We start from the raw sequence: 25,224 nt of genomic DNA on the forward strand, positions 1-25,224 counted from the left end.
GAGTGATTATCCAAGCGCCTTCTTGACTACCGTGGCCGCGTGAATCGCGCAGGTGTCGAGGGTGGGGACGTCCGTGTCGCCGGGCCGGACCAGCAGGCCGATCTCGGTGCAGCCGAGAATGACCGCCTGGGCACCCTTTGCGGAAAGATCGTCGATGATGCGCAGGTATTCGGCGCGGGACGGGTCGAGAAAGGCACCCCTGCACATCTCGTCGAAGATGACGCGGTCCACCAGCTTGCGGTCCCCTGCCTCCGGGACCAGGACCTCGAGGCCGTGCTCATTGAGGCGGCCCGAGTAGAAGTCGTCCTCCATGGTGAATGCCGTGCCGAGCAGCCCCACCCGGGTGCAGCCCCGTTCCCTGGCCGCGTCCGCCGTGGCGTCGGCGATGTGGATGAGCGGGATGGACAGCGCGTCCGCCACCTGGGGAGCCACCTTGTGCATGGTGTTGGTGCCGATGACCATCAGGTCCGCGCCCGCCTTTTCCAGGGTCCGGGCGGCAGCGGCCAGCCGATCCCCGATTTCGCTCCACCGCCCCGCGCACATCAGGTCGCGCAGTTCCTGGAACTCCAGGCTGTTCATGAGAATCTTCGCGGAATGCAGCCCGCCGAGACGGGCCTTCACTTCCTCGTTCATGACGCGGTAGTATTCCGCCGATGATTCCCAGCTCATGCCGCCGAGCAGGCCGATGGTCTTCATTGTCGAAACCCCTTATTCGAAAAAGTACCGCCCCGCCGCCACCAGGGCCATGCCCAGGGCCACGGTGCCGAAGAACGACTTGGTGCGCCAGGCCAGCAGGAAGGCCGGTATGGCCGCCCACAGGAAGAAGTTGTCAGGCGTGAAATCGAACTGCCCGTCCTTGAGCACAAGCGACGGGAAGAGCATGGCCGAGAGTACGGCCACGGGCACGAAGGAGAGCCAGCGAACCACGGGTTCGGGCAGGGACCGCGTGGCCAGCGCCACCAGCGGGGCCATGCGCGGGACATAGGTCACGGCCAGCATGCCCAGGAAGGTCAAAAAGATTATTTTCTGGTCCATGTTTCCACTCCCGCGCCGAAGGTTGCGCCGATAACGGTGGCGATGATCACGCTCCACTGGTCCGCGCCCGCCTGGATCAGGACGATGGCGGTCAGCCCCGTGAAACCGGCCACGAGCACGTGCAGCTTGTTCCTGGTCTGCATGACCAGCAGCGCGATGAACATGGCGGGCAGGGCGTAGTCGATGCCCAGCGGCTCCACCCTCGGGATGGACGCCCCGGCCACGAAACCCACGAACGAAGCCAGGGTCCAGGAGGCCTGGGCGATATAGTTGATGGCGAAGCAGGTGGTCTTGTTCAGGTCGCCGCGCGCAAACCGGGCCGAGTGCACGGCAAATGATTCGTCGGTCACCTGGTAGGCGAACAGGGCCAGCTCCCACTTCTTCCAGCTCTTGAGGTTCGGGGCCAGGGACGCGCTCATGAGCAGATGGCGCAGGTTGACCACGAAGGTGGTCGCGATGATGGACAGCGGGCTTACTCCTGCGGCGAACAGGGCCACGGCGATGAGCTGGGCCGACCCGGCGTACACCAGGACGGACATGAGCACGGTGTTGAGCATGGACAGCCCGGCCTGCTGGGCAAGGACGCCGTAGGCCACGCCCACGGGCAGATAGCCCATGACGATGGGGGCCACCAGCTTGGCGGCTGACATCATGGGGGAATCCGCCTGCTCTCCGGCAACGGCTTCGATGGTCATGACGAGTCTCTCTCTGAATGTCTGTCGGGCCATGGCCCGGTTAATGTGATCAATCCTCGGGTTGCAGTAAAGCGGAAAAACTGTAATCAGTACAGATACAGTTGATTCAAAATATGCACATAACAGATTGAGGAAAGCCATGGCCGGTTACCGCTATCAGGCCGTCGAGAAACACATCATGACCATGATCGGGTCCGGGGCCCTGGGGCTGGGCGACCGGCTCCCCTCCCTGCGCACCCTGAGTTCCCGGCTGGGCGTATCCATTTCCACCGTGAACCAGGCGTATATCGAACTGGAGCGGAAATCCGTGGTGGAAGCCCGGCCCAGGTCCGGGTTCTTCGTGCGCCGCAGGTCCACGAGGCTGCCGCGCACCGAGGCAACCCCCACGCCCATGGAGCGGCCCCGGGCCGTGACCCGCATCGGGCTGATCCAGACCGTGCTCGAATCCGTGGGCGCGGCGGACTGGACCCCGTTGGACGTGGTCGCCCCCGGCCCGGACCTGCTGCCGCTCCGGGAACTGGGCAATATCACGGCGAGCGTGGTCCGCGACGACCCCGGCAGGGCCATGGGCTACGCCCCCATCCCCGGCGACCAGCAGCTCATCCGCCAGATCGCCTACCGGTCCATGGAGCACTCCATCCCGGCGAATCCGGACGACCCGATCATCACCGCCGGATGCATGGAGGCCCTGTACCTTTCCCTGCGCTCGGTCTGCCGCCGGGGCGACACCGTGCTCATCCAGTCGCCCACCTATTACTGCTTCCTGCTGCTGCTCGAGACGCTGGGACTGCGGACCATCGAGATTCCGTCCGACCCGAAATGCGGCGTCACGCCCACCGCGCTGCACAAGGCGCTGAACACCTTCGACATCTCGGCCTGCGTACTGGCCCCCAACTTCAACAACCCCGATTCAAGCCTGACTCCGGACGACGCGAAGAGGGAGATCGTGGCCATGCTGGCCGAACGCGACATCCCCCTTGTGGAGGACGACGTGTCAACGGACCTCCACTTCGATCCCAAACGACCCACCACATTCAAGCAGTTCGACGAAAAGGGGCTGGTCCTGCTCTGCTCCTCCTTTTCCAAGACCATCGGCCCCGGCTACCGCGTGGGCTGGATGCTGCCCGGTCGGTACCGGCAGAAGGTGCTGGAGATCAAGGCCACCACCAACGTGTCCACCTCGGCCCCGGCCCAGATGGCCATTGCCGAGTACCTGCGGCAGGGGCGGATGGAACGCCACCTCAAGAAGCTGCGCGGGGCCCTGGAAAAACAGATGGACACCATGCAGCTCCACCTGCAGCGGCATTTCCCCCAAGGCACCCGCGTCACCCACCCCTCCGGCGGGGCCGTGCTCTGGTTGGAACTGCCGCCCCGGGTGGATGCCGTGGAACTGTTCTACCAGGCGCGGGCACGGAAAGTGGGCATCGCTCCGGGCCCCATCTTCTCCACCCAGGCCAAGTTCGCCAACTACATACGCATCACCTACGGATCGCCCTGGTCCGACGAGCAGGAAGAGGCCGTGCGCATTCTCGGCGAACTGGCCGGGCACAGGATTGAGCGATAGCCTCCATCGGAATTTCCGGCTTTACCCGGAAAACCGACCGGCGTAGTGTCGCCCATCCGGGAGAAAGACATGCAACAGACCGACCCCAAACAGAAAACCTACGGATTCGCCGCCGCCCTGGGCGCCTTCATTGCCTGGGGGCTGCTGCCCATATACTGGAAGTCCGTCATCACGGTGGACCCGTTCGAGATACTCTGCCACCGCATCGTCTGGTCCCTGGTCTTCATCGCCGTTATCCTGACCATCCTCAAAGGCTGGAGCGGGACGTTCGCGGCCATCAAGTCCAAGCGGGACATCCTTGTCCTGACCCTGTCCAGCCTGATGATCGGCGGCAACTGGATGCTCTACATCTGGGCCGTGAACACCGGCCACGTCCTCGAGACCAGCCTCGGCTACTACATCAATCCCCTGGTCAACGTCCTGTTCGGATTCCTCTTCTTTCGCGAACGCCTCAAACCCATGCAGATGATCGCCATCGGCCTGGCCGCGCTGGGCGTGGGCAACGCGGTCTTCAGCCACGGCGAACTGCCCTGGATATCCCTGTGCCTGGCCGTGTCCTTTGCCCTGTACGGGCTGCTGCGCAAGATCGCGTCCGTGGAATCCCTGCCCGGCCTGTTCCTGGAGACCATGATCCTCGGCCCGTTCGCCCTGGCCTACCTGGTCATGCTGGAGGCAAACGGCACGGCGGCCATGTTCCATCAGTCGGCGCACATCGACCTCCTCCTGATGGGCGCGGGCGCCGTCACGGCCACCCCGCTCATCGGCTTCGCCTACGGTGCCAGAAAGCTCCCCCTGACCGTGATCGGGCTGCTCCAGTACGTGGCCCCGTCCATCGCCTTCTGCCTCGGCGTGTTCGTGTACCGGGAACACTTCACCGCCGACCACCTGATCACCTTCGCCCTGATCTGGGCCGGGTTGGCCGTGTACACGGGCGACACGCTCCGCACCCTCCGCCGCCACCGCAACCAACGGCGAACCGCCGCAGGCTGAACGGTCGAGCCCCATGCCCGCGCCATTGACATCCGGTCACCAATCGCCTATCGTCGATCAACGATCAATGTCCGCAAACGGAGCCCTCATGCACGACCGACAACCGCTCAAGCCGATGGAGGCCGCCTTCCTCGCCGACGTCTGCAAGGCGTTGGCGCACCCGGCGCGCGTCCGCATCCTCAAGCACCTGCTGGATGAAAACCGGTGCATCTGCGGCAGCATCGTCGACATCCTGCCCCTGGCCCAGTCCACGGTCAGCCAGCATCTCAAGATACTGAAGGACGCCGGGCTGGTGAGGGGCGAGGTGGAAGGACGAAAAACATGCTATTGTGCCGACCGGGAACTGCTCTCCCGGTTCAACGGCTTCATTGAAGCCATGCTCAGGCAGAGCGAAGGACGGGTATGCCCATGACCGGAGACCGGAACAACCCCCTTGAGGAAATCAAACTCGAGCCCCTGGGCATGATGGCCCCGGCTGATTGTCCGCCCACCGACCCGGCGGAAGACGACGCACCCTGTTGAGGCCCCAGGCCCGACCCCCGTGCCGGGGTCTTCGAGAAGCCAGGCTACAGGATGGAGCCCTTTGTGGACGGGTTCGTCAAGACGGACGCCGGGTTCGTCCCCCGCGTGCGCACGCACCTGCTCCTGAGCGACCGCCTGGGGACCGCCCGGACCCGCGTCGGCTACAACCGCGCCGGATACAAGGTGGTTCCGGGTCTCTATTGCGTGGGCAATCCCGAACCCGAGTCCCCTGTCCTGGTCACGGCCAACTACAAGCTGACCTTTGACGCGGTCCGCACCCGGCTGACGGGCATCGACGCCTGGCTGCTGGCGGTGGACACGCGCGGCATCAACGTCTGGTGCGCGGCGGGCAAGAACCTGTTCGCCACCCACGAGGTGATCCTGAGCGTCAACGCCGCCCGGCTGCACGAGATTATCGCCCACCGCGAACTGATCCTGCCCCAGCTCGGGGCCACGGGCGTCTCCGCCGCCAGGGTCGCAAGGGGGTGCGGCTTTTCCGTCACATACGGCCCGGTGCGGGCCGAGGACATTCCCGCCTTCCTCCGGGCCGGGAACACGGCCACCGAGGCCATGCGAACGGTCACCTTCACGCTCCGGGAACGGATCGCGCTCATACCCGTCGAGCTGTTCCTGCTCTGGAAGCTCCTGGCCTGGACCATGGCCGGCCTCTTCCTCCTGTCCGGCATCGGACCGGGAATCTTCTCGCTGTCCGCCGCCTGGGACCGGGGGCTGACGGCTGCGGGAGCGACCCTTGTCGGCATCCTGTCGGGGTGCGCCCTGGTGCCGCTCGTCCTGAACCGGCTGCCTTGGCGGCAGTTCTGGCCCAAGGGTGCCCTGACCGGCCTGGTCACCGGAACCGGATACGCCCTGCTCGTCGCGGGCGGCATGGGCTTCACGGGCACCGTGGCGCTCATCCTGTGGACCACGACCGTGTCGTCCTACATGGCCATGAACTTCACCGGCTCCACGCCCTACACCTCGCCCTCGGGCGTGGAGGCGGAAATGCGCCGGGGCATCCCCCTGCAAGTCGCCGGCGCGGCCCTGGCCGTCATCGGCTGGCTGGCCGCACCGTTTATCGGATAGGGCAAAACGGGAATCAGACATGAAAGATTACAGATACATCGAAGGCGTCGCCACCCTGGAGCTGAACTCTGACAAATGCGTGGGCTGCGGCCTGTGCGCCACGGTCTGCCCGCACCGCATATTCGAAATCCGGGACAGGAAGGCGGTCATCCTCGACTTCGACGCGTGTATGGAATGCGGGGCGTGCGCGCAGAACTGCCCGACCGAGGCACTCTCGGTCACGCCGGGAGTGGGCTGCGCCTCCTATCTCATCTCGGCCTGGATTCACAAGCTGACCGGCAGGAAACTCGACCAGGGCTGCTGCTAGCCCTTCTCAGGCCATCCGCCATCGACCAGTATTATTGCCCGGAAATCACTCCACAGGAGCAAGCCATGCACGACATCCCCGCAAGCGAGTCCCTCTTCATCATCTGGAGTTCCCCGGACCCGGAAGTGGCCGACAATCTCGTCTTCATGTACGGCCACAACTCCATGAAACGGGACTGGTGGGGCCGCGTCCGGCTCATTGTCTGGGGCCCCAGCGCCAAGCTCGCGGCAACCGATGAACACATCCGAAAACGGTTGGCCGAGATGGAGGATGACGGCGTGGAAATCTGGGCCTGCCGTGCCTGCGCCGACAACTACGGCGTCACCGAGGAACTGGAAAAGGCGGGACTCAACGTCTTTCACGTGGGGCAGGCCACCACCGAGATGCTCAAGGCGGGCTGGAAAAATTTGACTTTCTGACGGCCTGTCTCATCAGCATGTGGATTTTTTTCTCCATTTGTGCCAAGAAGTTATTGCGCTAGAAAAAGTGGAGGGCACGCCTCATGCCGAGCACCGACATCACCGAACTGACTGAACGGTTGTCACGGGAACCCATTTCAATCCTGATCGCCGAGGATTCCGAAAGCAATCAGGACCTGCTCGCGCTCTATTTCAAGAAAACATCCTGCATCCTCGATTTCGCCGACAACGGCAGCCAAGCCGTGGAGAAATACAAAGCCAACCGCTACGACATGGTGCTCATGGACATCTTCATGCCGGTCATGGACGGGCTGGAGGCCACCAGAAAAATCCGCTCCTTTGAAAAAGAGAACAACCTCCCCGCCGTTCCCGTGGTGGCCGTAACGGCCAGCGCCTTTGAAGAGGACCGCCAGCAATCCATGGAGGCCGGATGCACGGCCTTTCTGGCCAAGCCTATCCGCAAGGCCGACATGTTCCAGTGCGTTGCCGACACGGTTGAAGGGCTCCAGGCATGACCACGGGCCCCCGCCTGTCCGACATTCTCCGGCTCCTCGAGCCGGACGGGGCCTTCGCCTATGCGGTCGCGGAATCCCCGGACCGGGAGGGTGTTATAGCCGGAGCCAACCGGACCGCCTGCTCCCTGCTCGGCTATTCCCCGGACGAAATTCTCTCCCTGTCGCCCGCGGACATCGTTCCGGACCTGAACGAACTGGCGGGGACCGGCCCTTTCGAGACCGGGGACGCCACCGTGGGGCACTCCCTGACCACCCGCAACGGCGACATCCTGCCCGTGGAAATCCGATCCCACGTCCTGCGCATCGACGACCGGGAACTGAACATCGTGTCCTTCCGGGACAACTCCCGGCGGTCCCGCAGCCTTTTGTGGGAGGAACAGGGGCAGCGCTGCCTCCGGACGCTCAAAAGACTTTCCAGGGCCTTCGACGAATCCGAACAGGCGCTCCTCGAATACGTGCTGCGCGAAAGCCTCGACATGACCGGATCGAGCCTGGGCTACATCTATTTCCTGAATCCCGGCGAAACGGAAATGACCCTGAAGGCCTGGATCAACGACCATTCCCCCAAGGGCGTAGAAACGACTCCGCCGCCCCACTGCGGGCCCCGCGAAGCCGGATTCTGGGGCGCGGCGATGAAACAACGCAGTCCGGTCATCTCCAACTGCTGCGAGGCCACCCCCGGAAGCCCATTTTCCATAGACCGGCACTTGTGCCTGCCCATCATCGACAACGGCCGGATCGTGCTCATAGCCGGGGTGGCCAACAAGAAAGAAGACTACACCGAGGCGGACCTTGCCCACCTCTCCCTGCCCATCGAGGGCGTCTGGCTGATCATCCAGCGCAAACGCATGGAAGCGGAACTCGTCGACGCCATAAAGAACGCCGAGAGGGCCAGCCGGGCCAAGAGCCAGTTCCTGGCCAACATGAGCCACGAACTGCGCACCCCGCTCAACGGCATCATGGGCATGACCCAGCTCCTCATGGGAACCGAAGTCAACAACGAGCAGAAGGAATACCTCACCCTGTCCATGGAGGCGGCCCAACACCTCTCCAAGGTCATGACCTCCCTGCTCGACCTCACCGCCATCGAGTCCGGCGCGGTGACCATCACGCCCGTCAACTTCAGCCTGCCGGACACCCTGGAATCCATCATCAAGCCGCTGGCATTGCAGGCCGCGCACAAATCCCTGACATTGGTGCACGAGCTTCATCATGAGGTCCCGGCGCTGATCAACGGCGACGAGAAAAAGCTGCGCCAGATTATCATCAACCTGATCTACAACGCCATCAAGTTCACTGAAGAGGGCGAGGTTGCCCTGACCGTGACCCGGACCGCCACTACCAGCGGCCTGCTCGGGGACATGGCCGAACTCCGTTTCACCGTGACCGACACCGGCATCGGCATCCCTGAGGACAAGCTGGAGTCCATCTTCGAGCGGTTCGTGCTGGGCGAGGACTACCTGACCAAACGATACGGCGGGACCGGGCTGGGGCTGTCCATCTCGCGGGAACTGGCCAACGCCATGGGCGGCGACATCTCCGTCCGGAGCACGCCGGGCCGCGGCAGCACATTCACGCTCACCCTGCCCTTCCTGCTGCGCGACGCCAAGGGCGGTTCCTGCACCATCACCGATCCCACCGGCGGACCGTCCAGGCCGCTCAACATCCTGGTGGCCGAAGACGAGCAGGTCAACGCCCTGGTCACCTCGGGCATCCTCAAGAAAAGAGGCCACTCCGTGACCGTGGTGGGCAACGGCCAGCACGCCATCGACGCCCTGATGCGGAACCCGTTCGACCTGGTGCTCATGGACGTGCAGATGCCCGTGATCAACGGGCTCGAAGTCACCGAGATCATCCGCAGGGGCGCAGCCGAAAACGTGCCCAGGGACATTCCCATCGTAGGGCTGACGGCCTACGCCACGGACGCCGACCGCAAACTCTGCCTGGACGCGGGCATGAACTTCGTGGTCACCAAGCCCTTCGAAGCCGGGGAGCTGCTGGCCTCCATCAACCGGTGCACCGCAGCCTGAGCCGCCCTCAGCCCCACAAAAAAAGGCCGCGCCCATAAGGCGCGGCCCGTATCTTCGTGTCGGCGAAAGAACTAGCCGAGCAGTTCGTTCACCTTTTTCATGACCGCGAACGCGTCGCCCACGTAGAGCACGTCGCACTTGCCCTGCGCCCAGCCGCAACCGGCGTCGGTGTTGATGGCGCGGCGCTCCTTGATGAAGCGCCAACCCACAACATGGGGCTCCTCGCCGTGGCAGCAGGTGGCCAGTCCCTTGGGATGACGCGGGGTGGCCCCGGTCTGCCCGACCTGATGCATGTGCGTCAGGAAGGAGATGACCGCGCCGCCCTCGCCGGAGATGTCCACCAGGGATTTGGAGGAACCCAGCGAGGCCTTGGTCGCGCCGAGAAACGTCTGGATGGTCGTCTCGGCCACGTCCACGTGGGTCGCGCCGTCGACCTGCTTCTTGGTCCAGCCCGCGCCGGCCACGAACAGCAGGTTGGCGTCCGGGCGAATGGTCTGGGCGTCCTCGGAGGCGCACTCCAAACCCTGCACCTTGGTGCGCACGCCGGACACGTCCACGGACACGGCCTCCACTGCGGCGGACCCGGCACCGGAGAACGGCGCGGCAATGCCGGACGACAGAGTGACGATCCAGGGACGTTCATCGCGGGTCAGGGTGCCTTCCATGCGCTGGCGGTAGAACCACCGCTTGGCAACGGGCTTGCCGCCCTCGGCGGTGAAGCCGGACAGGTGGGTGTCCACGCGGCCGCCCAGGCGGATGGCCAGGCCCGGCAGGGCGCGGGAAAAGCGGGAGGTGTCCGGGCCGATGACGATGGCCGGGCCCACGGCCTTGGCGATGGCCTCGGCTGCGGCCAGATCGGAGGCGTAGCGGCCGTCCGCGAAGTCCGCGCCGGACACGGCGTAGAACTTGGCGCCGCAGTCCGCGATGGAGTCGGCGGCAGCGGCCACGTCGCCGCCTATCAGGCCCACGGCCAGGTCTTCACCCAGGCCTGCGGCCAGGTCCCCGGCAACGGCCAGCCCTTCCAGGGCGGACTTGTGCAGGGTGTTGTCGCATTCGGTGTGTGCAAGATACAAAACAGTCATATCAACCCCCTAACCCTTGATCCATTCGACGATTTCCTGAGCCATGGCATCCACGGACATGTCCTTTTCGATGCGGGTCTCGCGGCGCTGCTGCGGCACGGCCACCGAGGAAAAGGACAGGCTGGTGCCGGACAGGTCGGCGGGCTTGGCCTGCATCAGGGCGGGCATGTTCTTCTGCATGTTCTGCATGCCCACCTGCGGGTTGTTCGGCGGCTCGGGCAGTTCGCCGGTGGCCCAGCCGAACACGGCGGGCGCGCCGTCCACCACGGATTTCTGATATGCGCCGCCTTCCACGCGCTCCAGAATCTCCAGGGAACCGTCATCGGCCACGGTGAGCTTGTCCACGCCCTGGAACTGCTCGGAAACGGCCTGCATCTCGCCGACCATCTGCATGACCGCGCCGGAGCCGCGTGACGCGGACTGCCAGCCGCCGAAGAGCAGCATCTTGGACTTGTCCAGCCCGGCGATACCGTCAATGGTATCGGACAGGACCTTGGCGGTTTCATAGGCGTCGGCAAAGCCGGACGAGGTGCCGTCGGCCACCACCAGCTGGAACGGGGCCTTCTGGGATACGGCCATCATGACCTGCTGCAGCTTGGCCTTGGGACCGAGGCAGACCAGCCAGACCTGGCTTCCGGGGTTCTTGGCGGCCAGGTTGGCGGCCTCGAACAGGGCGTGCCCGGCCCACGGATCGAGCACGGCGGGAAGCATCATTTCATTCTGCAGGACCGGGCCGCTGGGGCCGTCCTGGGGTGCGAGCGTCTGGAGCGGATCCGGTACGATGGAACCGCAAACCACAATGTGGAATTCATTGCCCATTCATTTTCTCCTTATCGTTCAGTATGCCTCCGGCCCCCCCGCGAGGAGCTTGCCTTCGGCGACCAGAGAACCTTTTGATTCGCCCCGTCCTGGGGCTCACCCCTACGGGGTCGCGCCTTGCCTGGCGCGCTCCAAATCCGCTGTCCTGCGGATTTGTGAAAAAGGTTCTCTGGACTCTCCAAAACTTATTAAAGCGCCTTCGGCGACATTGTACGTTTCCGTAAATTTTTTCTCGTAACTGCCCTAACCCCAAAAGGCAACAATCAAACAGCACTCCTCAAGCATCCGCACGTCGTAAGGCTTTCGAGAGTGGGTCAGCTGTGCATTTTCTTCGGCATCCTGCCTCCCGCAGCGTACCCCGGTACGTGAGGACGGGCAGGTGACGAAAAAATGTGCAGATGGCCCGCTATCGGAAGCCGTCGCCTAATTTTCAGCCGAATGCAGCCCGCCTGAGCCGCCCCGGAACCGGACGTTGGTCCGCTCCTTGTCCTTGGGATCGGACTTGCTGCAATTCCACATGCATGCGCCGCAATGGACGCATTTTTCCCGGTCGAACAGCGGGGTGCCGCCGTCCGGGTTGGTGTAGATGGCCTGGCCTGAACACGCCTCGATGCACACCTGCTCTCGGCAGGCGGCGCAGAGGTCGGGATCGGCGAAAGTGACGTGGTCCGCATAGCCGGGGTTGGCCTGGACCTTGCCGCCCATGAGCAGCGCGTCCTGATGGGACACCAGCAGCCTGCCGTCCAGCGGAATCTCGGGCCAGCCCACGCGGTCCATGAGCGCATCGTGCAGGCTCTTGCCCTTTTTGGCGCACTCGGCGCGGATCTCCCGGATCTCGCCCTCGTGGATGTACCCCTTGTAATAGTCTTCGATGGTCGGGATGCGGTCCTGCACTTTGACCTGCTCGCCGGGCATGTTCAGCAGCCCGCCGGTCAGGCCGGTCATGCCCATGCCCAGGAAGCCGCGCACCACGGACTTGGTGAACCCCTCGCGGGACTTGGCCGCCACCTGCGCTTCCTGCTCGACCCAGGAGGCGCGGCGCTTGGCCACGTAGGTGGCTTCGAGGTTTTCCTTGGTGAATGCCTTGCCCGCCTTGAGCAGCTCCAACACGGACTCGCCCAGCTGGACGCCCGTGGCCCAGGCCTCGTCCACGCCCGATCCGGTGAGCACGTTGGTGGAACCGGACCCTTCGCCGATGCGGGCGAATCCGTCGCCGCACAGGATGGGCTCGCCGCGCTTGCCGGATTCGTTCAGGGACTTGGCCCCCCAGGAGCGCATGGCGCCGCCCTCCAGCCGCTTCCACAGATAGGGATGAAGCATCCAGTGCTGCATGTAGCGGTAGGCGGTGCGCACCGGGTTGTCGAACCAGGACGGCACGAAGATGCCGAGGGAAGCGACGTTGCCGGGGTAGACGTACAGGAAACCGAAAATTTCAGGCTCGGGGTAGCCGATGGTGTGCAGCACGGTGCCGGGCTTCCAGTCGCACCCTTCGGGCAGGTCGACCACGCACTTCATGCCCACGGCCCACTCGCGCTGGTGGTTGCCTTCGGGCATGCCGAGGGTCCGGTCCAGATGCCGGCCCACGGGGCCCACAGGGCCGTCGGCCACCACGGTCAGGGCGGCCTTCATGTCCATGCCGGGCATGTAGCCCGCGCCGGGGGTGCCGTCCTTTTCCACGCCCTGGTCGGCCATGCGCACGCCCTTGACCGCCGTGCCGTCCATGAGCGGCTCGGCCACGGGAGAGGACGGCCAGATCTGGGCCAGGCCGGTGGTCATCAGGTTGGAGCCCACCCACTGGTTGAGCTGGCCGATGGAGAAAATCATGCCCGGATGCTTTTCCAGGAACGGCGGGATGTAGGGCAACTCGAAAGCGTCGTCCTCCATCCACCGGCCCAGCGCCTTGTCGGCCAGCCTGAACGCGGCGGGACGGCGGCTCGCGCCCACCGGGTCCTTGAGGTACAGGACCTTTTCTTCCGTGACCTCGTGGGCCATGGGAATCTGGGACAGATCAAGGTCCGGAAAGCTGGCCCTGATGGCGCGGCCCTTGGTGACCACGCCGGAAACGCCGAAGCCGATGTCGTCGGCCCGCTCGTAACAGATGACCTGGGGAGCCATGCCGGGCATGGCCTTGGACTCCACCGCCGGGGTGCCGTCCTCGTTCATCAGGCCGCTCGTCAACGTGGTCAGGAATCCGCCGGCGGCAGGGCCGAAGCCGACACAGACAATGTCGGTTTCCATCTCTGCCCGAGGAGTCTCGTCACTCATTGTTGCCTCCGGAAATATTGGGGAAAGAAAAACGGGAGGGGAGCCGGATGCGGCCCCCCTCCCGAGGATTAACCGATGGGATAGTCGAGTGCTTCAGGGATCATGACACCGGCAAGGGCGTTGCCCGCGCGGTCACGGGCCATGCGGCAGCCTGCCATGCACATGTCGACCTTGGCCTTGAGCTCGCGGAACCGCTTGAGGTCCTCGCGGGTGCAGTTGGCCTGATCGCCCAGTTGGCCGTCGGGCTGATTGCACCGGCAGGTGTTGAAGCCGTAGACCAGTTCCGAACAGATGCGGGCGACCTCGCCTGCGGCGCGGGCGGCCTGGACGTGGGTCAGGTCCTTGTAGAAGGCGACCAGGTCGTCGAGACCGTCGGCCAGAGTCGGGGACATGGGACCTTTTTCGATCAGCTCCATGACGTCCGAGGCCAGGAAGTAGGGTCCGAGCAGCCAGCCCAGGGCGTCGGCCATGGGGAAGGTCACGCCCTGACGCTTGTTGTGGTAGAGCTTGCGGCCCTCGTCGTCCTTGGCGTTCTGGAGGTACTCGAGCGTGTACTGCCACAGCTCCATGGCCGAAGCGAGCACGAAACCGCCCAAGCCCGGCACGTCCTTGCCCGCGCGCTGCATCTGCTTGATCCAGGCGGACAGGATGTGTTGGAAAACCTCATTGGGCATGGTCATGGTCAGGTGGCGGCGCTGCACGGCCTCGGGGCCTTCGTAAGTGGCCTCCAGCTGACAGTCCGACCACTTCTGCATGAGGAAGCCGGGGCAGTCCTCGGTGATGCCGTAACCGCCGACCAGGGACACGGCCTCGCGCATCTTGTTCGCGCCCTCGCCCGTGTTCCACAGCTTCACGCCGGGATTCAGGACACCGGCCAGGGCCTCCATGTAGGCGTAGGAAACCAGGGTGTCGTTATTCAGTTCATCAAAGCGGGCCTGGTCGCGCTCGGCGGCCGGGGCGTACTCAAGGTCGATCAGTTCGAAGACCTGGTCCTTGAGCTTCTTGAGCGCACCCATCTGCTTGCGGATGGAGGTCACGCCTTGGGCCTTGAAATGGGCCTCCTTGGCCTTCTCGATGGGGTCGAACCGGTCGGCCAGCCGGGCGGCGGCGTAGGCCAGGGAGGCTCCCGCCTCGCCCGATGCCCAGACGTCGGCCAGACGCTGGAGCGCGTCCTCGTTGGACTGGATGCCCTTGTCGAAACGGGGGGACCCCTCGGTGCAGGAATCGCCGCCGCGGAACCGGTTGCGATGGTACCGGATGACCGGCTCCACTGCGGAAAGCAGCTTGGCCGAGGTCATGAGCCCCACCGGGATGCGGGTCCGGTGGAAGACCGACCCGATGATTTCGGAGTGGTTGTATTTGGGCACGATCACGCCGTCGACCAGGTCATAGCCGCCGATGATGCGGGACGCGGGAACCTTGAGGTTCAGCACGGGGTCGCGGGTGGAGGAAAGCTGGTGGACCATCTTCATGGTGGGCGCGCCCCGGTCGAAGAGACCCTCGTCGGTATCTTCGAGGATGACCATGAAGGAGCCCTTGATGCGCTCGTCCGAGGATTCCACGGCGGCGGTCACGAAGTTGGCGAAATCCATTCCCGTGATGAACCGGCCGCGCTTGTCGATCTGCAGCATGGGCTCCTCGCCGTCCTGCCACTCGGCCACGGAGGCCTTGCCGCAAAGCACGCCGGTGTCCACGCCCACGTAGGGCAGCGGCTCGGTCAACGCGAAGGCGCCGCGCCAGACCTGCCGGTCCTCGCCCGGCTGGGGCGGCACGCAGCGGGACATGTAGTAGTCACGCTGTTCGGTGGTGCCCTTCTCATGGATGGGAGCCAGGGCCAGGCAGGAGGCCAGGGCCGAGGTCGCGGCACCGGCGTCCACCCAGGCCAGCTCGAAGGCGACCAGGGAGAGGGCCAGGTTCTTGGGGCCCTCGATGAAACCGCCCTGATGGGGGTCCATGAAAAGCGCGGTCAGGCCGGACTGGTCGAAGGCGGCCAACAATTCATCTTTCTGGTCAGTCCATTCGTGGGTGTTGCGCGCGCCTTCGGCCACCAGCTTGGCGACGGTGGAACGGGCGATGGAACGGGCGGACTGCACGGACATCTGAAGGTCGAAACGCTCGGCGAAACGCCACATGATCTGGCGAACGTCGTCTCCCGGAAGAGTGCGCAATGTGTACATTTTTTTCTTTCCTGAGGTCTTGATTGGATGCTGGGTTTCTTACAGTTCGGTAATAGGTCGCGACGATAGGCCATTGTCAATAACGAGTCAAAGTCTTTTTCGGATTTAAACGAGTGTTTGGGCGGGTTCCCGGCCTTTCCGGCAGTCCTTTATCCCTGCGGAAATCCGCCCTTTTCACCCTGGAGCGGGATAAAATGACACGGGGGTGCATGGTTTTTTTGACTTCCACCCCAAGACCCCGTAATATCAAAAGATCAACAAAAAAGGCGGCGATTCCCGATGAGCGACCCATCCACGAACATACGGACACTGGCCACGCGCATGCGCGACGTGGCCGCTGCGCCGAGCCTGACCGAGGGGCCGGGAATCGGCGGCCTGACCGTGGAGTTCATGGACTGGTGCGACGCCCATCCCCGGCCGACGCGGCAGGACGCCGCCCCCCACTCGGACGCGGTGCTCTCCCTGTACGCCGTGGCCAACGGGACCAAGGACGTGCAGGCCGTGCAGAACTGCCTCCAGGCCATGGTCCGTTCCGGGCGTTTCGGACGCATCCTCGCCTCCCGGTTTATCAACGGCAAGGCCGTGCCCTTGCGCAACCTGTCGGCCAAGATCGTGCTCTGGCCCGCCCACGACCGGCTGGCCCTGGTTCATGAGATGCTGTCCGACTTCCCGGGCGACAACGACCGCGAAACCCTAAGCTGGCTCGAAAGCCTGCTCAAGCCGCTCATGGCCTCGGACCCCATGGAGCTGGTGCCCTTCGTGGAACGGCTGGGCGACATGGGCGAGACCCTGACCTTCCCGGTCAAGCAGGCCATTGTCGGCGGACTGTTCGGGCGCTGGCTGGCCAACCGCATTTCCAACCACCTGGAAGGGGAGGAACTCCGGCAGATCTGCCACGTCGTCAGGGGATTGGGCGACCCCCGTTACGTCGAGGTCATGGCCAAGGGCATGGAGCGCGGGCGCATCACCCCGGACGCCTGCTCCCTGCGCACCATCGCCGCCGTGGGCGAAGCGGGCAGCAAGACCGTCATGGGCGTGCTGATCAAGACTCTGTCCAACGCCGCCAACGGGCTGGCCGGGCCGTGCCTGGACGCCATCATCGCCCAGGACCACCCTGCGGCGGGAAAGATACTGGCCTCGGCCCGCACCCGGATGCCCGGGCTGAAACAGGCCGCCCTGTCCCGCGCGCCCCTGCTCGGCGACAAGGGCTACGTCCAATACATCAAGGCCCTGCCCGAAAAGCAGCAGTTGGAGGCCCACCTGGAGATGCTCGGAGTCCTGGAGGCCATAGCCCCGGACTACGTGCGCAACATCTCCCGCAAGGGACTCGGCAAGGACGTGTCCATCCAGGCCCTGGCCAGGGACGCGCACCCCAAGCAGCCCGAACGCACGCCCCCGCCCGAACCGCCCAAGACCGGCTTCTTTTCCCGCTTCTTCAAGGGCCGCCCCAAAACACTGGAGGGGCTGCTTCCCAAATTCCGCAATGTGCGCGACCAGGAACTGCCCTTTTCCGTGGTGGAAAAGGAGGAGCTGGACGGACGCGAACTGACCGGCCTGATCCTGTCTTCGTCGGTCTTCTCCAGCACCACCATGCTGCGGACCCGGATTGCGAACACGGCCCTGGACGAGGCGAGCTTCACCGACTGCGCGGCGGCGGGAGCGACATTTTCGAACGTGGATTTCTCCAAGGCGAGCTTTCACGGCGTCACCTTCGGCAAGTGCGCCTTCAACGACTGCGTCCTGACCGGCGCGACCTTCGTGGACTGCGAATTCAACGAGTGCCGGTTCCGGGGCTGCTCCATCGGCGAGGCCACCTTCCAGCAGACGAAGCTGAACCTGTGCGGCCTGACCGCCACCTCCCTGGCCGGTGCGTCCTTCTACAGCTGCTCGGTGCGCACCACCCGCTTCGAGGCCGCCGACCTGACCTTCACGGAACTCCTGGGCTGCGACTTCCGGGGCGTGGAATTCCTCTCCTCGGTGCTCCATGCCGTGTACGTCCGGGACTGCAACCTGATCTCCATCGAGATGCCCCGCACCACGGTCACCCGCTCGATCATCAAGAACTCCGACGCGGGCCACCCGCTCTTCCTGGCCAACCGGGTGCGGCAGATGACCGTGTTCGCCCGCGAGCTCGAAAAATCCGGCGCGCCGGCCACAAAGGAAAAGGACGCGTTCCTGGCCCAGAAGACCCTGACCGCATGGTCCCGCGAACTGACCTTCATGCGGCGGGAACGGCACATGCTGGACAACAACCGCACCCGGCTGGCCCGGGCCATGAACACCATGAGCCGCAACCAGCAGGGTTTCATGCGGCTGTTGCCGCTGATGCTGGACTCGGACGTGTTCGAGAAGCGATTCGATTTCGGCCGCACGCCGTCCTGCCGGGTCTGGGGATACTACCCGAGCCAGACCACCCTGGAGCTGGCCAAATACTATTTCGGTGCCCTGCCGGAGCGGGACTCCTCGCCGGACGTCCGCATCCTGGCCGTGTACGCCATGGGCAGCATGGGCACCGTGGCCCAGTCCGCCGACTCGGACCTGGATTGCTGGGTCTGCTACGACGGCGACCTGACCATCGCCATGGAAAACGGCCTCAAGCGCAAGCTGGAGGCGTTGGGATTGTGGGCCGAGAGCGAGTTCGGCCTTGAGGCGCATTTCTACCCCATGCGCATGGACGACGTCCGCGACAACCGCTTCCTGGCCGGGGACGAGGAGAGCTCGGGATCGGCCCAGGCCCTGCTCCTGAAGGAGGAGTTCTACCGCACCGCCCTCAGGCTGGCGGGCAAGAACCTGGCCTGGTGGGTCACTTCGGCCGGCATTTCGCGCAAGAACTACGAGGCATGCATGCTCGCGGCCCGCCGCTATCCGCTGGCAGGCAAGCCCCGACTGGAGGACTTCGGCCATCTCGCCCCGGTGCCGCCGGACGAATACTTCGGCGGTTCCCTGTGGCAGATCGTCAAGGCCGTGCGCGCGCCCTTCAAATCCGTGCTCAAGCTCGGCCTGCTCGAGACCTACGCCGCACCCGGTGCCAAGAGCCTGCCGCTGTGCGACCGCATCAAGCACAACCTGACCCGCAACCGCAAGGGCAAGCTGGACACCGACCCCTACACGGCCCTGTTCTCCACCCTGCACGTCTATTACCAGCAACGGAAACAGAACGAGGCGGCATCCCTGCTCAAGGAGTCCTTCCGGCTCAAGGCGAACCTCGCGGACATCCCGTTCTTCATGAACCTGCCCACACGGCCCGAGGATGAAAGCGTGATTTCGGTCCTGTTCGGCTCGGGCTACGTGGAGCCCGACCGCATAGCCGGGGTCAACAAAACCTGGCCCTTCGACAAATCGCTCAAGATGGGGGCAAGCGTCCGCCAGTACATGGTGGACACCTACAAGCGCATCCAGTCGGGCATGGCCGGCAAGACCAAGGCGTTCATCAACCCCGAGGACCTGACCCGGCTCGGCCGCCGCATCGGCGCCAACTTCTCCAAGAAACCCCACAAGATCATGCGGGTGCCGCTCATGGACACCAGCGGAAACGGGTTCCCCCTGCTCCACTTCTCGGCGGACAAGGTCCCCGGCAAGCGGGCGGTCTGGACCGTTCGCGGCGGGACCCAGGACGAAGCCAAGCAGGCCGCCCCGACGATCCAGCCCCTGTTCCGCAGCTTCGACCCCGCTCACGTGCTCGCCTGGCTGCTGGCCAACCGCCTCTATCATCCCAGGGGACTCATCCAGGCGGACCGCTCCATAGCGCCCATTGCCGTTCACGATCTGCAAAAAGTCATGTCCGCACTCTACGACTTCTTCCCCTTCGACGAGACCTTCGAGCGGGACATCAACGAGGGGCTGCAGCCCGAACGGATCACCCGGATCTTCCTGATCCTCAACCTGACTGCGGCCCCGGAGACGCGGAAGGTGGAACAGGCCACGGCCATCTACGCCACCAACTGGGGCGAGATGTTCTGCAGGACATTCCTCCGCCCCGGCCAGTTGTTCGAGAACACGCCCTCCCAGTTCCTCGTGCAGAAGCTGGAACAGCCCATGGAAGGCATGCCCGAGATGGGACTGTTCATCCCCAAGGGCTCGCAATGCAAACGGATCAACCTGGCGTAGCATGCCCACGCCCAAGCCCCCATACTATGCGGTGATCTTCACCTCGGTCCGCACGGAAGCTGACGACGGCTTCGGCGAAACGGCCGGACGCATGCTCGAACTGGCCCGGTCCATGCCCGGCTTCCTGGGCGTCGACTCGGCCCGGGAGGATGTCGGCATCACCGTCTCATACTGGGAGAGCCCGGAGGCCATCCGGGCCTGGCGGGACCACCCGGAACACACCGAAGCGCGACGGCTGGGCCGGGAAAAATGGTACGCATCCTTCACCACGCGCGTCTGCCGGGTCGAACGGGAAAACCGATTCTCCCGCAAAGCCTGACCCCCCTCCGCACCTTCTCGATTTAAATCCCGGCTTTCTGTCGACATTCCCTTCCTAATGGTCTATGCACTTTCGGCTGTTTGCGGGTATAAAATTCGCATTTACGCAGAAAATCATTTCCAATTTTCTGTTTTCAGGACTCTCATCCAAAGGAACGTCAATGAAAAATCTCCTTTCCGCCACTTTTACCCTCATCATCGCCGCCGCCGTGATGATCGACCCCGCCCTGGCCGCCGATGCGTCCAAGGGCGCTGCCAACGCGCAGGCATTCGGCATGCTCACCCTCATCCCGCCGCTCATCGCCATCGCCCTGGCATTCCTGAGCAAGAACGTGGTCCTTTCCCTGTTCCTGGGCGTGTTCTCCGGCTGCTTCATGCTCGACCTCAAAGGATGGGACATCTACAATGCAATGGTCGGCGGCTTCCTGCGGCTGTCCACCGAGATTCTCAACTCCCTGGCCGACAGCTGGAACGCGGGCATCGTACTCCAGTGTCTGGCCATCGGCGGCCTCATCGCCCTGGTCTCGAAGATGGGCGGGGCCAAGGCCATCGCCGACGCCCTGTCCAAGCGCGCCAAGTCCCCCCGCTCCTCCCAGTTCGCCACCTGGCTCATGGGCTTGTTCATCTTCTTCGACGACTACGCCAACTCCCTGACCGTGGGCCCGATCATGCGCCCGGTCACCGACCGGATGAAGGTCTCCCGCGAGAAACTCGCCTTCATCATCGACGCCACGGCCGCGCCCATCGCGGGCATCGCCCTGATCTCCACCTGGGTGGCCTACGAAGTCGGCCTGATCCGCGACGGCTACCAGGCCATCGGCGTCCAGGCCAACGCCTACGGCATCTTCGTGGAGACCATCCCGTACCGTTTCTACAACATCTTCATCCTGGCCTTCATCGTCTTCACCATCTGGTTCATGCGCGAGTTCGGCCCCATGCACAAGGCCGAGACCCGCGCCCGCGTCGAGGGCAAGGTCCTTGCCGACGACGCCACTCCCATGGCCGCCGAGGAGTCCACCAGCCTTGAGCCCGCAGCCCACGTGGTGCCCTCGGTCTGGTCGGCCATCCTGCCCATCGGCACCCTGATCGCGGCCGCCTTCCTGGGCTTCTACTTCAACGGCTACCACGCCATCGACGACCCGGCCCTGCTGGCGACCGTCAACGCCTCGCCCTTCAGCTTCACGGCCATGCGGGAATGCTTCGGCGCGTCCGACGCGTCGGTGGTCCTGTTCCAGGCCGCCCTGGTGGCCAGCCTGGTGGCCATCGCCATGGCCATCTTCAAGAAGATCATGCCCATCAAGGAAGCCATCGAGACCTTTGTCACCGGCGTGAAGTCCATGAACATCACCGCCGTCATCCTGCTCCTGGCCTGGTCCCTGTCCGGGGTCATGAAGGAGCTCGGCACCGCCACCTACCTGGTGTCCATCCTGACCGACACCCTGCCCCCGTACCTGCTGCCGACCATCATCTTCATCCTCGGCTCCATCATCAGCTTCGCCACCGGCACCTCCTACGGCACCATGGGCATCCTCATGCCGCTGGCCATCCCGCTGTCGTTCGCCCTGAACCCCGACCCGGGCTTCGTCATCCTCAACGTGGGCTCGGTCCTCACCGGGGCCATCTTCGGCGACCACTGCTCGCCCATCTCGGACACCACCATCCTGTCCTCCATGGGGGCCAGCTGCGACCACATCGACCATGTGCGCACCCAGCTGTTCTACGCCGTGCCAGTGGCCCTGATCGCCATCCTGGCGGGCTACCTCCCGGCGGGACTGGGCATGCCGGTCTACCTGACCCTGCCCGTGGGCCTGGCGGCCACCTGCCTGCTCGTCCGCTTCGCGGGGAAGAAGGTGGCGTCCTAGCCCTGAAAGCCACACAAAAAACAACCGCCCGGATCAGTCTGACTGATCCGGGCGGTTTGCCTTTCATGTCCCGAAAAAATCAGAACCGATAACGGTAGTACTTCACGTCCACGTCCATGAGCGGCACGGAATCCGGCACCGTTGCCCGGGCCACTTCGGTGAATCCGGACTTCTCGTAAAACCGATGGGCCGCGTGGTAGACGTCCACGGTGCCGAGATAGATCTCCCGCACGCCCCGCTCCCGCGCCCAATCAAGCAGTGTCCGCATGAGCGCACCGGCGACGCCCCGCTCCCCGCCGCGAAATTCCTTCTTCACGAACATCTTGCGCAGGGCGCAGACGCCGTCGCCCACGTCTTTCAGGGCGATGGTGCCCGCCAACTCCCCGCCCTCGAAGGCCAGCCAGAAGTTGCCCGCCCCCTGCTGGTAGAAGCCGGGGATGTCGCGCAGGTCGGGCTGCTTCTCGGCGGACGTGGCCACGCCGAACTCCCGTATCTGGATGGTGGTGATGAGGTCGACGATGGCGTCGCAGTCGTGACCGGAGTATGGGACGATGTGCACGGCTACACCATGCGGGTCGCCACCCAATCCAAAACCATGGCCGGGTTGACCGGCACCTGGGTGTTGAGGGCGTCCTGGGCCTGGTCGAGAATGAGGCCGATGCGCCGGAGTCCCCGGGCGTCGTATTGCTGGGACAGGGTGACGGAAAGGGGGGTCCCATTGGAGCCCGACATGGCCTCGCGCAGTTCGCGCTGCATGCCGAGAACTACCTGCATGGCCAGGTCCTTGTTCACCGCGCCCTTGGTCGAAGTGCGCTGGAACCAGCCGCGCCGGGTCTGCCAGAAGGTCGCCAGGGCCGTGGTCCACTCCGTGATCTCGGGCGGGTTGTCGCGGGTGCCCGGCCAGGCCAGGGTGACCACCCAGGAGCGGGAGACCAGGGTTTCAAGCAGCCGCTCGCGCTGGGGCGCGGCCAGGATGAACACGTTGCCGGGCCTCGGCTCCTCCAGCGACTTGAGCAGGGCGTTGGCCGCCTCGGTCATGAACATCTGGGCCTCGGCAAAGATGGTCACGCGATAGCCGTCGCCGTTGGGCGGCTGGCCCCAGGTGGAGCGCATCTGCCGCACCGGGTCCACCTTGATCAGCCCTTCGCGGCCGTCGAAAAGGATCAGGTCGTTGAAGGCGAGGCTCGAAATCTGCCTGCACGCCGGGCATTGGCCGCAAGGGCCGTGGCGCTTGACGTGTCCGGACCCGCAGTTGAGCCGCATGGCCCAATACAGGGAAAGAGCGAAACGGGACTCCGCGTCGCCCCCTTCGATGACGATGGACTGGGGGGGATCGTGGGCAATGGCGTTCAGTCGCTTGACCGCATGCTCCTGACCGACCAGACCGGCCAGCGGATCATCGTGCAACGTCATCGCTCACTCCTTGGTTGGGTTGCCTCCGGCGGCTGGGGGAAGGGGAGGAAAAACCCTTTGAAAAGGGTTGTTTCCTCCCCTTCCCCCAGACCCCCATCCCCTCCTTTTCCCAAACTATTTATCTGCGCATTCGCGCGGATTCGGAACTTGGAGGGGCTGGCTTTCCTGTGGTCAAGCGCCGATGGCAATCAATTTTAAAATGTCTGGACGCGGTCCGGGCCGACCGACACGTAGCCGATCTCGACGCCGGTGATCTCTTCGATGCGCCGCAGGTAATTCACGGCGGCCTGGGGCAGGTCGTCCCAGGAGCGGGCCTGGGTGATGTCCTCGTCCCAGCCGGGCATGGTCTCGTAGACCGGCGTGACGTGGGCCATGCCGTTCTGCTCCTGCGGCGGATAGGAGATGGTCTCGCCCTTGTACTCGTAGGCAGTACAGAGCTTGATCTCCTTGAGGCCGGAGAGCACGTCGAGCTTGGTGATGGCCAGGTCCGTGGGGCCGTTGAGGCGCGCGGACTCCCTGAGCACCACCAGGTCGAGCCAGCCGCAGCGGCGCTTGCGCCCGGTGGTGGCGCCGAACTCGTGCCCCTGGCTCTGCAGGTAGTCGCCGTCGGCGTCGAACAGCTCGGTGGGGAACGGGCCGCTGCCCACGCGGGTGGTGTACGCCTTGACGATGGCGATGATGCGGTCCAGGTCGCGCGGCGAGCAGCCGGAACCGGACGCGGCGTTGGCCGTCACCGTGTTGGAGGATGTCACGAACGGATAGGTGCCGTGATCGATGTCCAGGTGCGTGCCCTGCGCGCCCTCGAACAACACGCTGTCGGCTTCCTGAATGGCCGAAGACACGTCGCCGAGATAGGCTACCAGCCGCTCGGCAACGGGTTTGACCTCGTTGAAAACCGCTTCCGCGTCCATGGGCTCTGCGCCGTAGAGGTGCTGGAACAGGACGTTCTTTTCCTCCAGCGCCTTGGCGATCTTCTTCTTGAGCAGGTCCATGTCGGTGAAGTCGCCGGCACGGATGCCGCAACGGTTCATCTTGTCCTCATAGCAGGGACCGATGCCGCGACCGGTGGTGCCGATCTTCCCGGCAGCCGATTTGGCGGACTCGCGGGCGCTGTCCATCAACCGGTGATAGGGCATGATCACATGGGTCTTTTTGGAAATCATCATGCGGCCGGGCGACACGTCGATGCCCTTGGCGTCGAGCTTGTCCAGCTCCTCGCAGAAAACGGACGGGTCCAGGACCACGCCGTTGCCGATGAGACATTTCTTGCCGGGATGCAGGACGCCGGACGGGATGAGGTGCAGGATGCACTGCTCGCCATCGACGACCAGGGTATGACCGGCGTTGTTGCCGCCCTGAAAACGGACGATTGCGTCGGCCTTCTCGGCCAGCATGTCGACGATCTTTCCCTTGCCCTCGTCCCCCCACTGGGAACCGAAAACCACTATATTGGACATGTTAGCTCCTTATGAAGATGCCGGAAAAACCTGTCCGGCGAAATTGCGCGCACAAACGGTTATCTTCCGTAAGTACAATTCCTCCTGTCTGTCAACTCGACAGATCGGACAATTATTTGGGGTTTTTCGGGTTCAGGGTCAACAACTTGCCCCGACGGTCCTTTTTGCCTTCCGGCATCACTTCCTTCAGCGTGGCGTCTCCCTCGGCGGCCGGTTCACTCGGATCGGGCCGTTGCGGGGCGGTCAGGGCGGCCAGATCGATTTCCACGGAATCGTCGCCGGGCATTCGGGACTGGGCCCAATTGTAATTGAAAAGCTGATTCTTGAAGCGGGTGGACTGAATGAGGTTGAACACCAGGACGGCCTCCTCCCAGCGTCGGGTGGGCTCGAAAGTCCGAACTTTTTCGGCGTATTTCTCCCACAGGCTCATGAGCGAGGCCTCGTCGTACGCGTTGATCTGACGGGCCAGTTTCAAGAGCGCCTTTTCCAGATAGCTTTCTGACATCGATATTCCTTGATTATGAGACACGGCGCAGGCCGGGAATCACTCCATACCAAATATAT

22 protein-coding genes are annotated in these 25,224 nt (G+C 64.2%); 11 read left to right on the top strand and 11 right to left on the bottom strand.

What is annotated here, in order from left to right; all coding sequences use genetic code 11:
- Positions 1 to 6 precede the first annotated feature (6 nt).
- The 3 genes from OO730_RS04065 to OO730_RS04075 are packed head-to-tail and all read right to left on the bottom strand — an operon-like array spanning position 7 to position 1,730.
- On the bottom strand, positions 7 to 696 hold the full coding sequence (locus OO730_RS04065) for an aspartate/glutamate racemase family protein (RefSeq protein WP_264983300.1): 690 nt from the start codon (positions 694 to 696) through the stop codon (positions 7 to 9).
- 12 nt (positions 697 to 708) lie between these two features.
- The gene (locus OO730_RS04070) at positions 709 to 1,035 is read right to left on the bottom strand and encodes an AzlD domain-containing protein (protein ID WP_264983301.1); all 327 of its coding nucleotides are present in this window, start codon (positions 1,033 to 1,035) and stop codon (positions 709 to 711) included.
- On the bottom strand, positions 1,020 to 1,730 hold the full coding sequence (locus tag OO730_RS04075; RefSeq protein WP_264983302.1) for an AzlC family ABC transporter permease: 711 nt from the start codon (positions 1,728 to 1,730) through the stop codon (positions 1,020 to 1,022). The genes OO730_RS04070 and OO730_RS04075 overlap by 16 nt, the downstream gene beginning before the upstream one ends.
- Before the next feature lie 139 nt (positions 1,731 to 1,869).
- Here OO730_RS04075 and OO730_RS04080 point away from each other — a divergent pair, with 139 nt between their 5' ends.
- The 8 genes from OO730_RS04080 to OO730_RS04115 all read left to right on the top strand — a co-directional run bounded on the left by OO730_RS04080 (position 1,870) and on the right by OO730_RS04115 (position 9,160).
- Positions 1,870 to 3,294 carry an aminotransferase-like domain-containing protein gene (locus tag OO730_RS04080; RefSeq protein WP_264983303.1) on the top strand — a complete coding sequence of 475 codons (1,425 nt, stop codon included), beginning with the start codon at positions 1,870 to 1,872 and terminating at the stop codon, positions 3,292 to 3,294.
- 69 nt (positions 3,295 to 3,363) lie between these two features.
- Positions 3,364 to 4,284, top strand: a complete 921-nt coding sequence (gene rarD, locus OO730_RS04085) for an EamA family transporter RarD (RefSeq protein ID WP_264983304.1) — start codon at positions 3,364 to 3,366, stop codon at positions 4,282 to 4,284.
- An 88-nt stretch (positions 4,285 to 4,372) separates the two neighbouring features.
- Positions 4,373 to 4,696 carry an ArsR/SmtB family transcription factor gene (locus OO730_RS04090; protein ID WP_264983305.1) on the top strand — a complete coding sequence of 108 codons (324 nt, stop codon included), beginning with the start codon at positions 4,373 to 4,375 and terminating at the stop codon, positions 4,694 to 4,696.
- A 53-nt stretch (positions 4,697 to 4,749) separates the two neighbouring features.
- Positions 4,750 to 5,889 (top strand): mercury methylation corrinoid protein HgcA, encoded by a 1,140-nt coding sequence (hgcA, locus tag OO730_RS04095; RefSeq protein ID WP_264984119.1) that lies wholly within the window; start codon positions 4,750 to 4,752, stop codon positions 5,887 to 5,889.
- Positions 5,890 to 5,908: 19 nt separating this feature from the next.
- Complete coding sequence (hgcB, locus tag OO730_RS04100; protein WP_264983306.1) at positions 5,909 to 6,196, top strand: mercury methylation ferredoxin HgcB; 288 nt, start codon at positions 5,909 to 5,911, stop codon at positions 6,194 to 6,196.
- Between the two features lie 65 nt (positions 6,197 to 6,261).
- On the top strand, positions 6,262 to 6,615 hold the full coding sequence (locus tag OO730_RS04105; RefSeq protein ID WP_264983307.1) for a DsrE family protein: 354 nt from the start codon (positions 6,262 to 6,264) through the stop codon (positions 6,613 to 6,615).
- 83 nt (positions 6,616 to 6,698) lie between these two features.
- Positions 6,699 to 7,130, top strand: coding sequence for a response regulator (locus OO730_RS04110; RefSeq protein WP_264983308.1), 432 nt, complete (start codon positions 6,699 to 6,701; stop codon positions 7,128 to 7,130).
- A complete protein-coding gene (locus tag OO730_RS04115) occupies positions 7,127 to 9,160 on the top strand; it encodes an ATP-binding protein (RefSeq protein ID WP_264983309.1) in 2,034 nt (677 codons plus the stop codon). Before OO730_RS04110 ends, OO730_RS04115 begins: the two co-directional genes overlap by 4 nt.
- Positions 9,161 to 9,231: 71 nt before the next feature.
- On the opposite strand, the gene OO730_RS04120 is transcribed toward OO730_RS04115, so the two are convergent.
- The 4 genes from OO730_RS04120 to OO730_RS04135 form a co-directional block, all read right to left on the bottom strand.
- Positions 9,232 to 10,242: an electron transfer flavoprotein subunit alpha/FixB family protein gene (locus tag OO730_RS04120; protein WP_264983310.1), complete on the bottom strand. Its 1,011-nt coding sequence runs from the start codon at positions 10,240 to 10,242 to the stop codon at positions 9,232 to 9,234.
- A gap of 9 nt (positions 10,243 to 10,251) precedes the next feature.
- Entirely contained in the window at positions 10,252 to 11,061 is an 810-nt protein-coding gene (locus tag OO730_RS04125; protein ID WP_264983311.1) for an electron transfer flavoprotein subunit beta/FixA family protein, read from the bottom strand.
- Positions 11,062 to 11,484: 423 nt separating this feature from the next.
- Positions 11,485 to 13,326 (bottom strand): 4Fe-4S ferredoxin, encoded by a 1,842-nt coding sequence (locus OO730_RS04130; RefSeq protein ID WP_264983312.1) that lies wholly within the window; start codon positions 13,324 to 13,326, stop codon positions 11,485 to 11,487.
- A gap of 68 nt (positions 13,327 to 13,394) precedes the next feature.
- Positions 13,395 to 15,503: an acyl-CoA dehydrogenase family protein gene (locus OO730_RS04135; protein WP_264983313.1), complete on the bottom strand. Its 2,109-nt coding sequence runs from the start codon at positions 15,501 to 15,503 to the stop codon at positions 13,395 to 13,397.
- Between the two features lie 279 nt (positions 15,504 to 15,782).
- Between OO730_RS04135 and OO730_RS04140 the strand changes: the two genes are divergently transcribed.
- The 3 genes from OO730_RS04140 to OO730_RS04150 all read left to right on the top strand — a co-directional run bounded on the left by OO730_RS04140 (position 15,783) and on the right by OO730_RS04150 (position 21,790).
- The gene (locus OO730_RS04140) at positions 15,783 to 19,610 is read left to right on the top strand and encodes a class I adenylate cyclase (RefSeq protein ID WP_264983314.1); all 3,828 of its coding nucleotides are present in this window, start codon (positions 15,783 to 15,785) and stop codon (positions 19,608 to 19,610) included.
- A 1-nt stretch (position 19,611) separates the two neighbouring features.
- The gene (locus OO730_RS04145; RefSeq protein WP_264983315.1) at positions 19,612 to 19,929 is read left to right on the top strand and encodes an antibiotic biosynthesis monooxygenase family protein; all 318 of its coding nucleotides are present in this window, start codon (positions 19,612 to 19,614) and stop codon (positions 19,927 to 19,929) included.
- A 160-nt stretch (positions 19,930 to 20,089) separates the two neighbouring features.
- Complete coding sequence (locus OO730_RS04150; RefSeq protein WP_264983316.1) at positions 20,090 to 21,790, top strand: Na+/H+ antiporter NhaC family protein; 1,701 nt, start codon at positions 20,090 to 20,092, stop codon at positions 21,788 to 21,790.
- A gap of 79 nt (positions 21,791 to 21,869) precedes the next feature.
- On the opposite strand, the gene OO730_RS04155 is transcribed toward OO730_RS04150, so the two are convergent.
- The 4 genes from OO730_RS04155 to OO730_RS04170 all read right to left on the bottom strand — a co-directional run bounded on the left by OO730_RS04155 (position 21,870) and on the right by OO730_RS04170 (position 25,165).
- Positions 21,870 to 22,349, bottom strand: a complete 480-nt coding sequence (locus OO730_RS04155) for a GNAT family N-acetyltransferase (protein WP_264983317.1) — start codon at positions 22,347 to 22,349, stop codon at positions 21,870 to 21,872.
- 2 nt (positions 22,350 to 22,351) lie between these two features.
- Positions 22,352 to 23,203, bottom strand: a complete 852-nt coding sequence (locus OO730_RS04160; protein WP_264983318.1) for a DNA polymerase III subunit delta' — start codon at positions 23,201 to 23,203, stop codon at positions 22,352 to 22,354.
- Positions 23,204 to 23,397: 194 nt separating this feature from the next.
- On the bottom strand, positions 23,398 to 24,660 hold the full coding sequence (locus OO730_RS04165) for an adenylosuccinate synthase (RefSeq protein WP_264983320.1): 1,263 nt from the start codon (positions 24,658 to 24,660) through the stop codon (positions 23,398 to 23,400).
- A gap of 112 nt (positions 24,661 to 24,772) precedes the next feature.
- Entirely contained in the window at positions 24,773 to 25,165 is a 393-nt protein-coding gene (locus tag OO730_RS04170) for a hypothetical protein (RefSeq protein WP_264983321.1), read from the bottom strand.
- Positions 25,166 to 25,224: the final 59 nt, after the last annotated feature.

Origin of the sequence: Pseudodesulfovibrio portus, assembly GCF_026000375.1 — a bacterium.
Taxonomy (GTDB): Bacteria; Desulfobacterota; Desulfovibrionia; order Desulfovibrionales; family Desulfovibrionaceae; genus Pseudodesulfovibrio; species Pseudodesulfovibrio portus.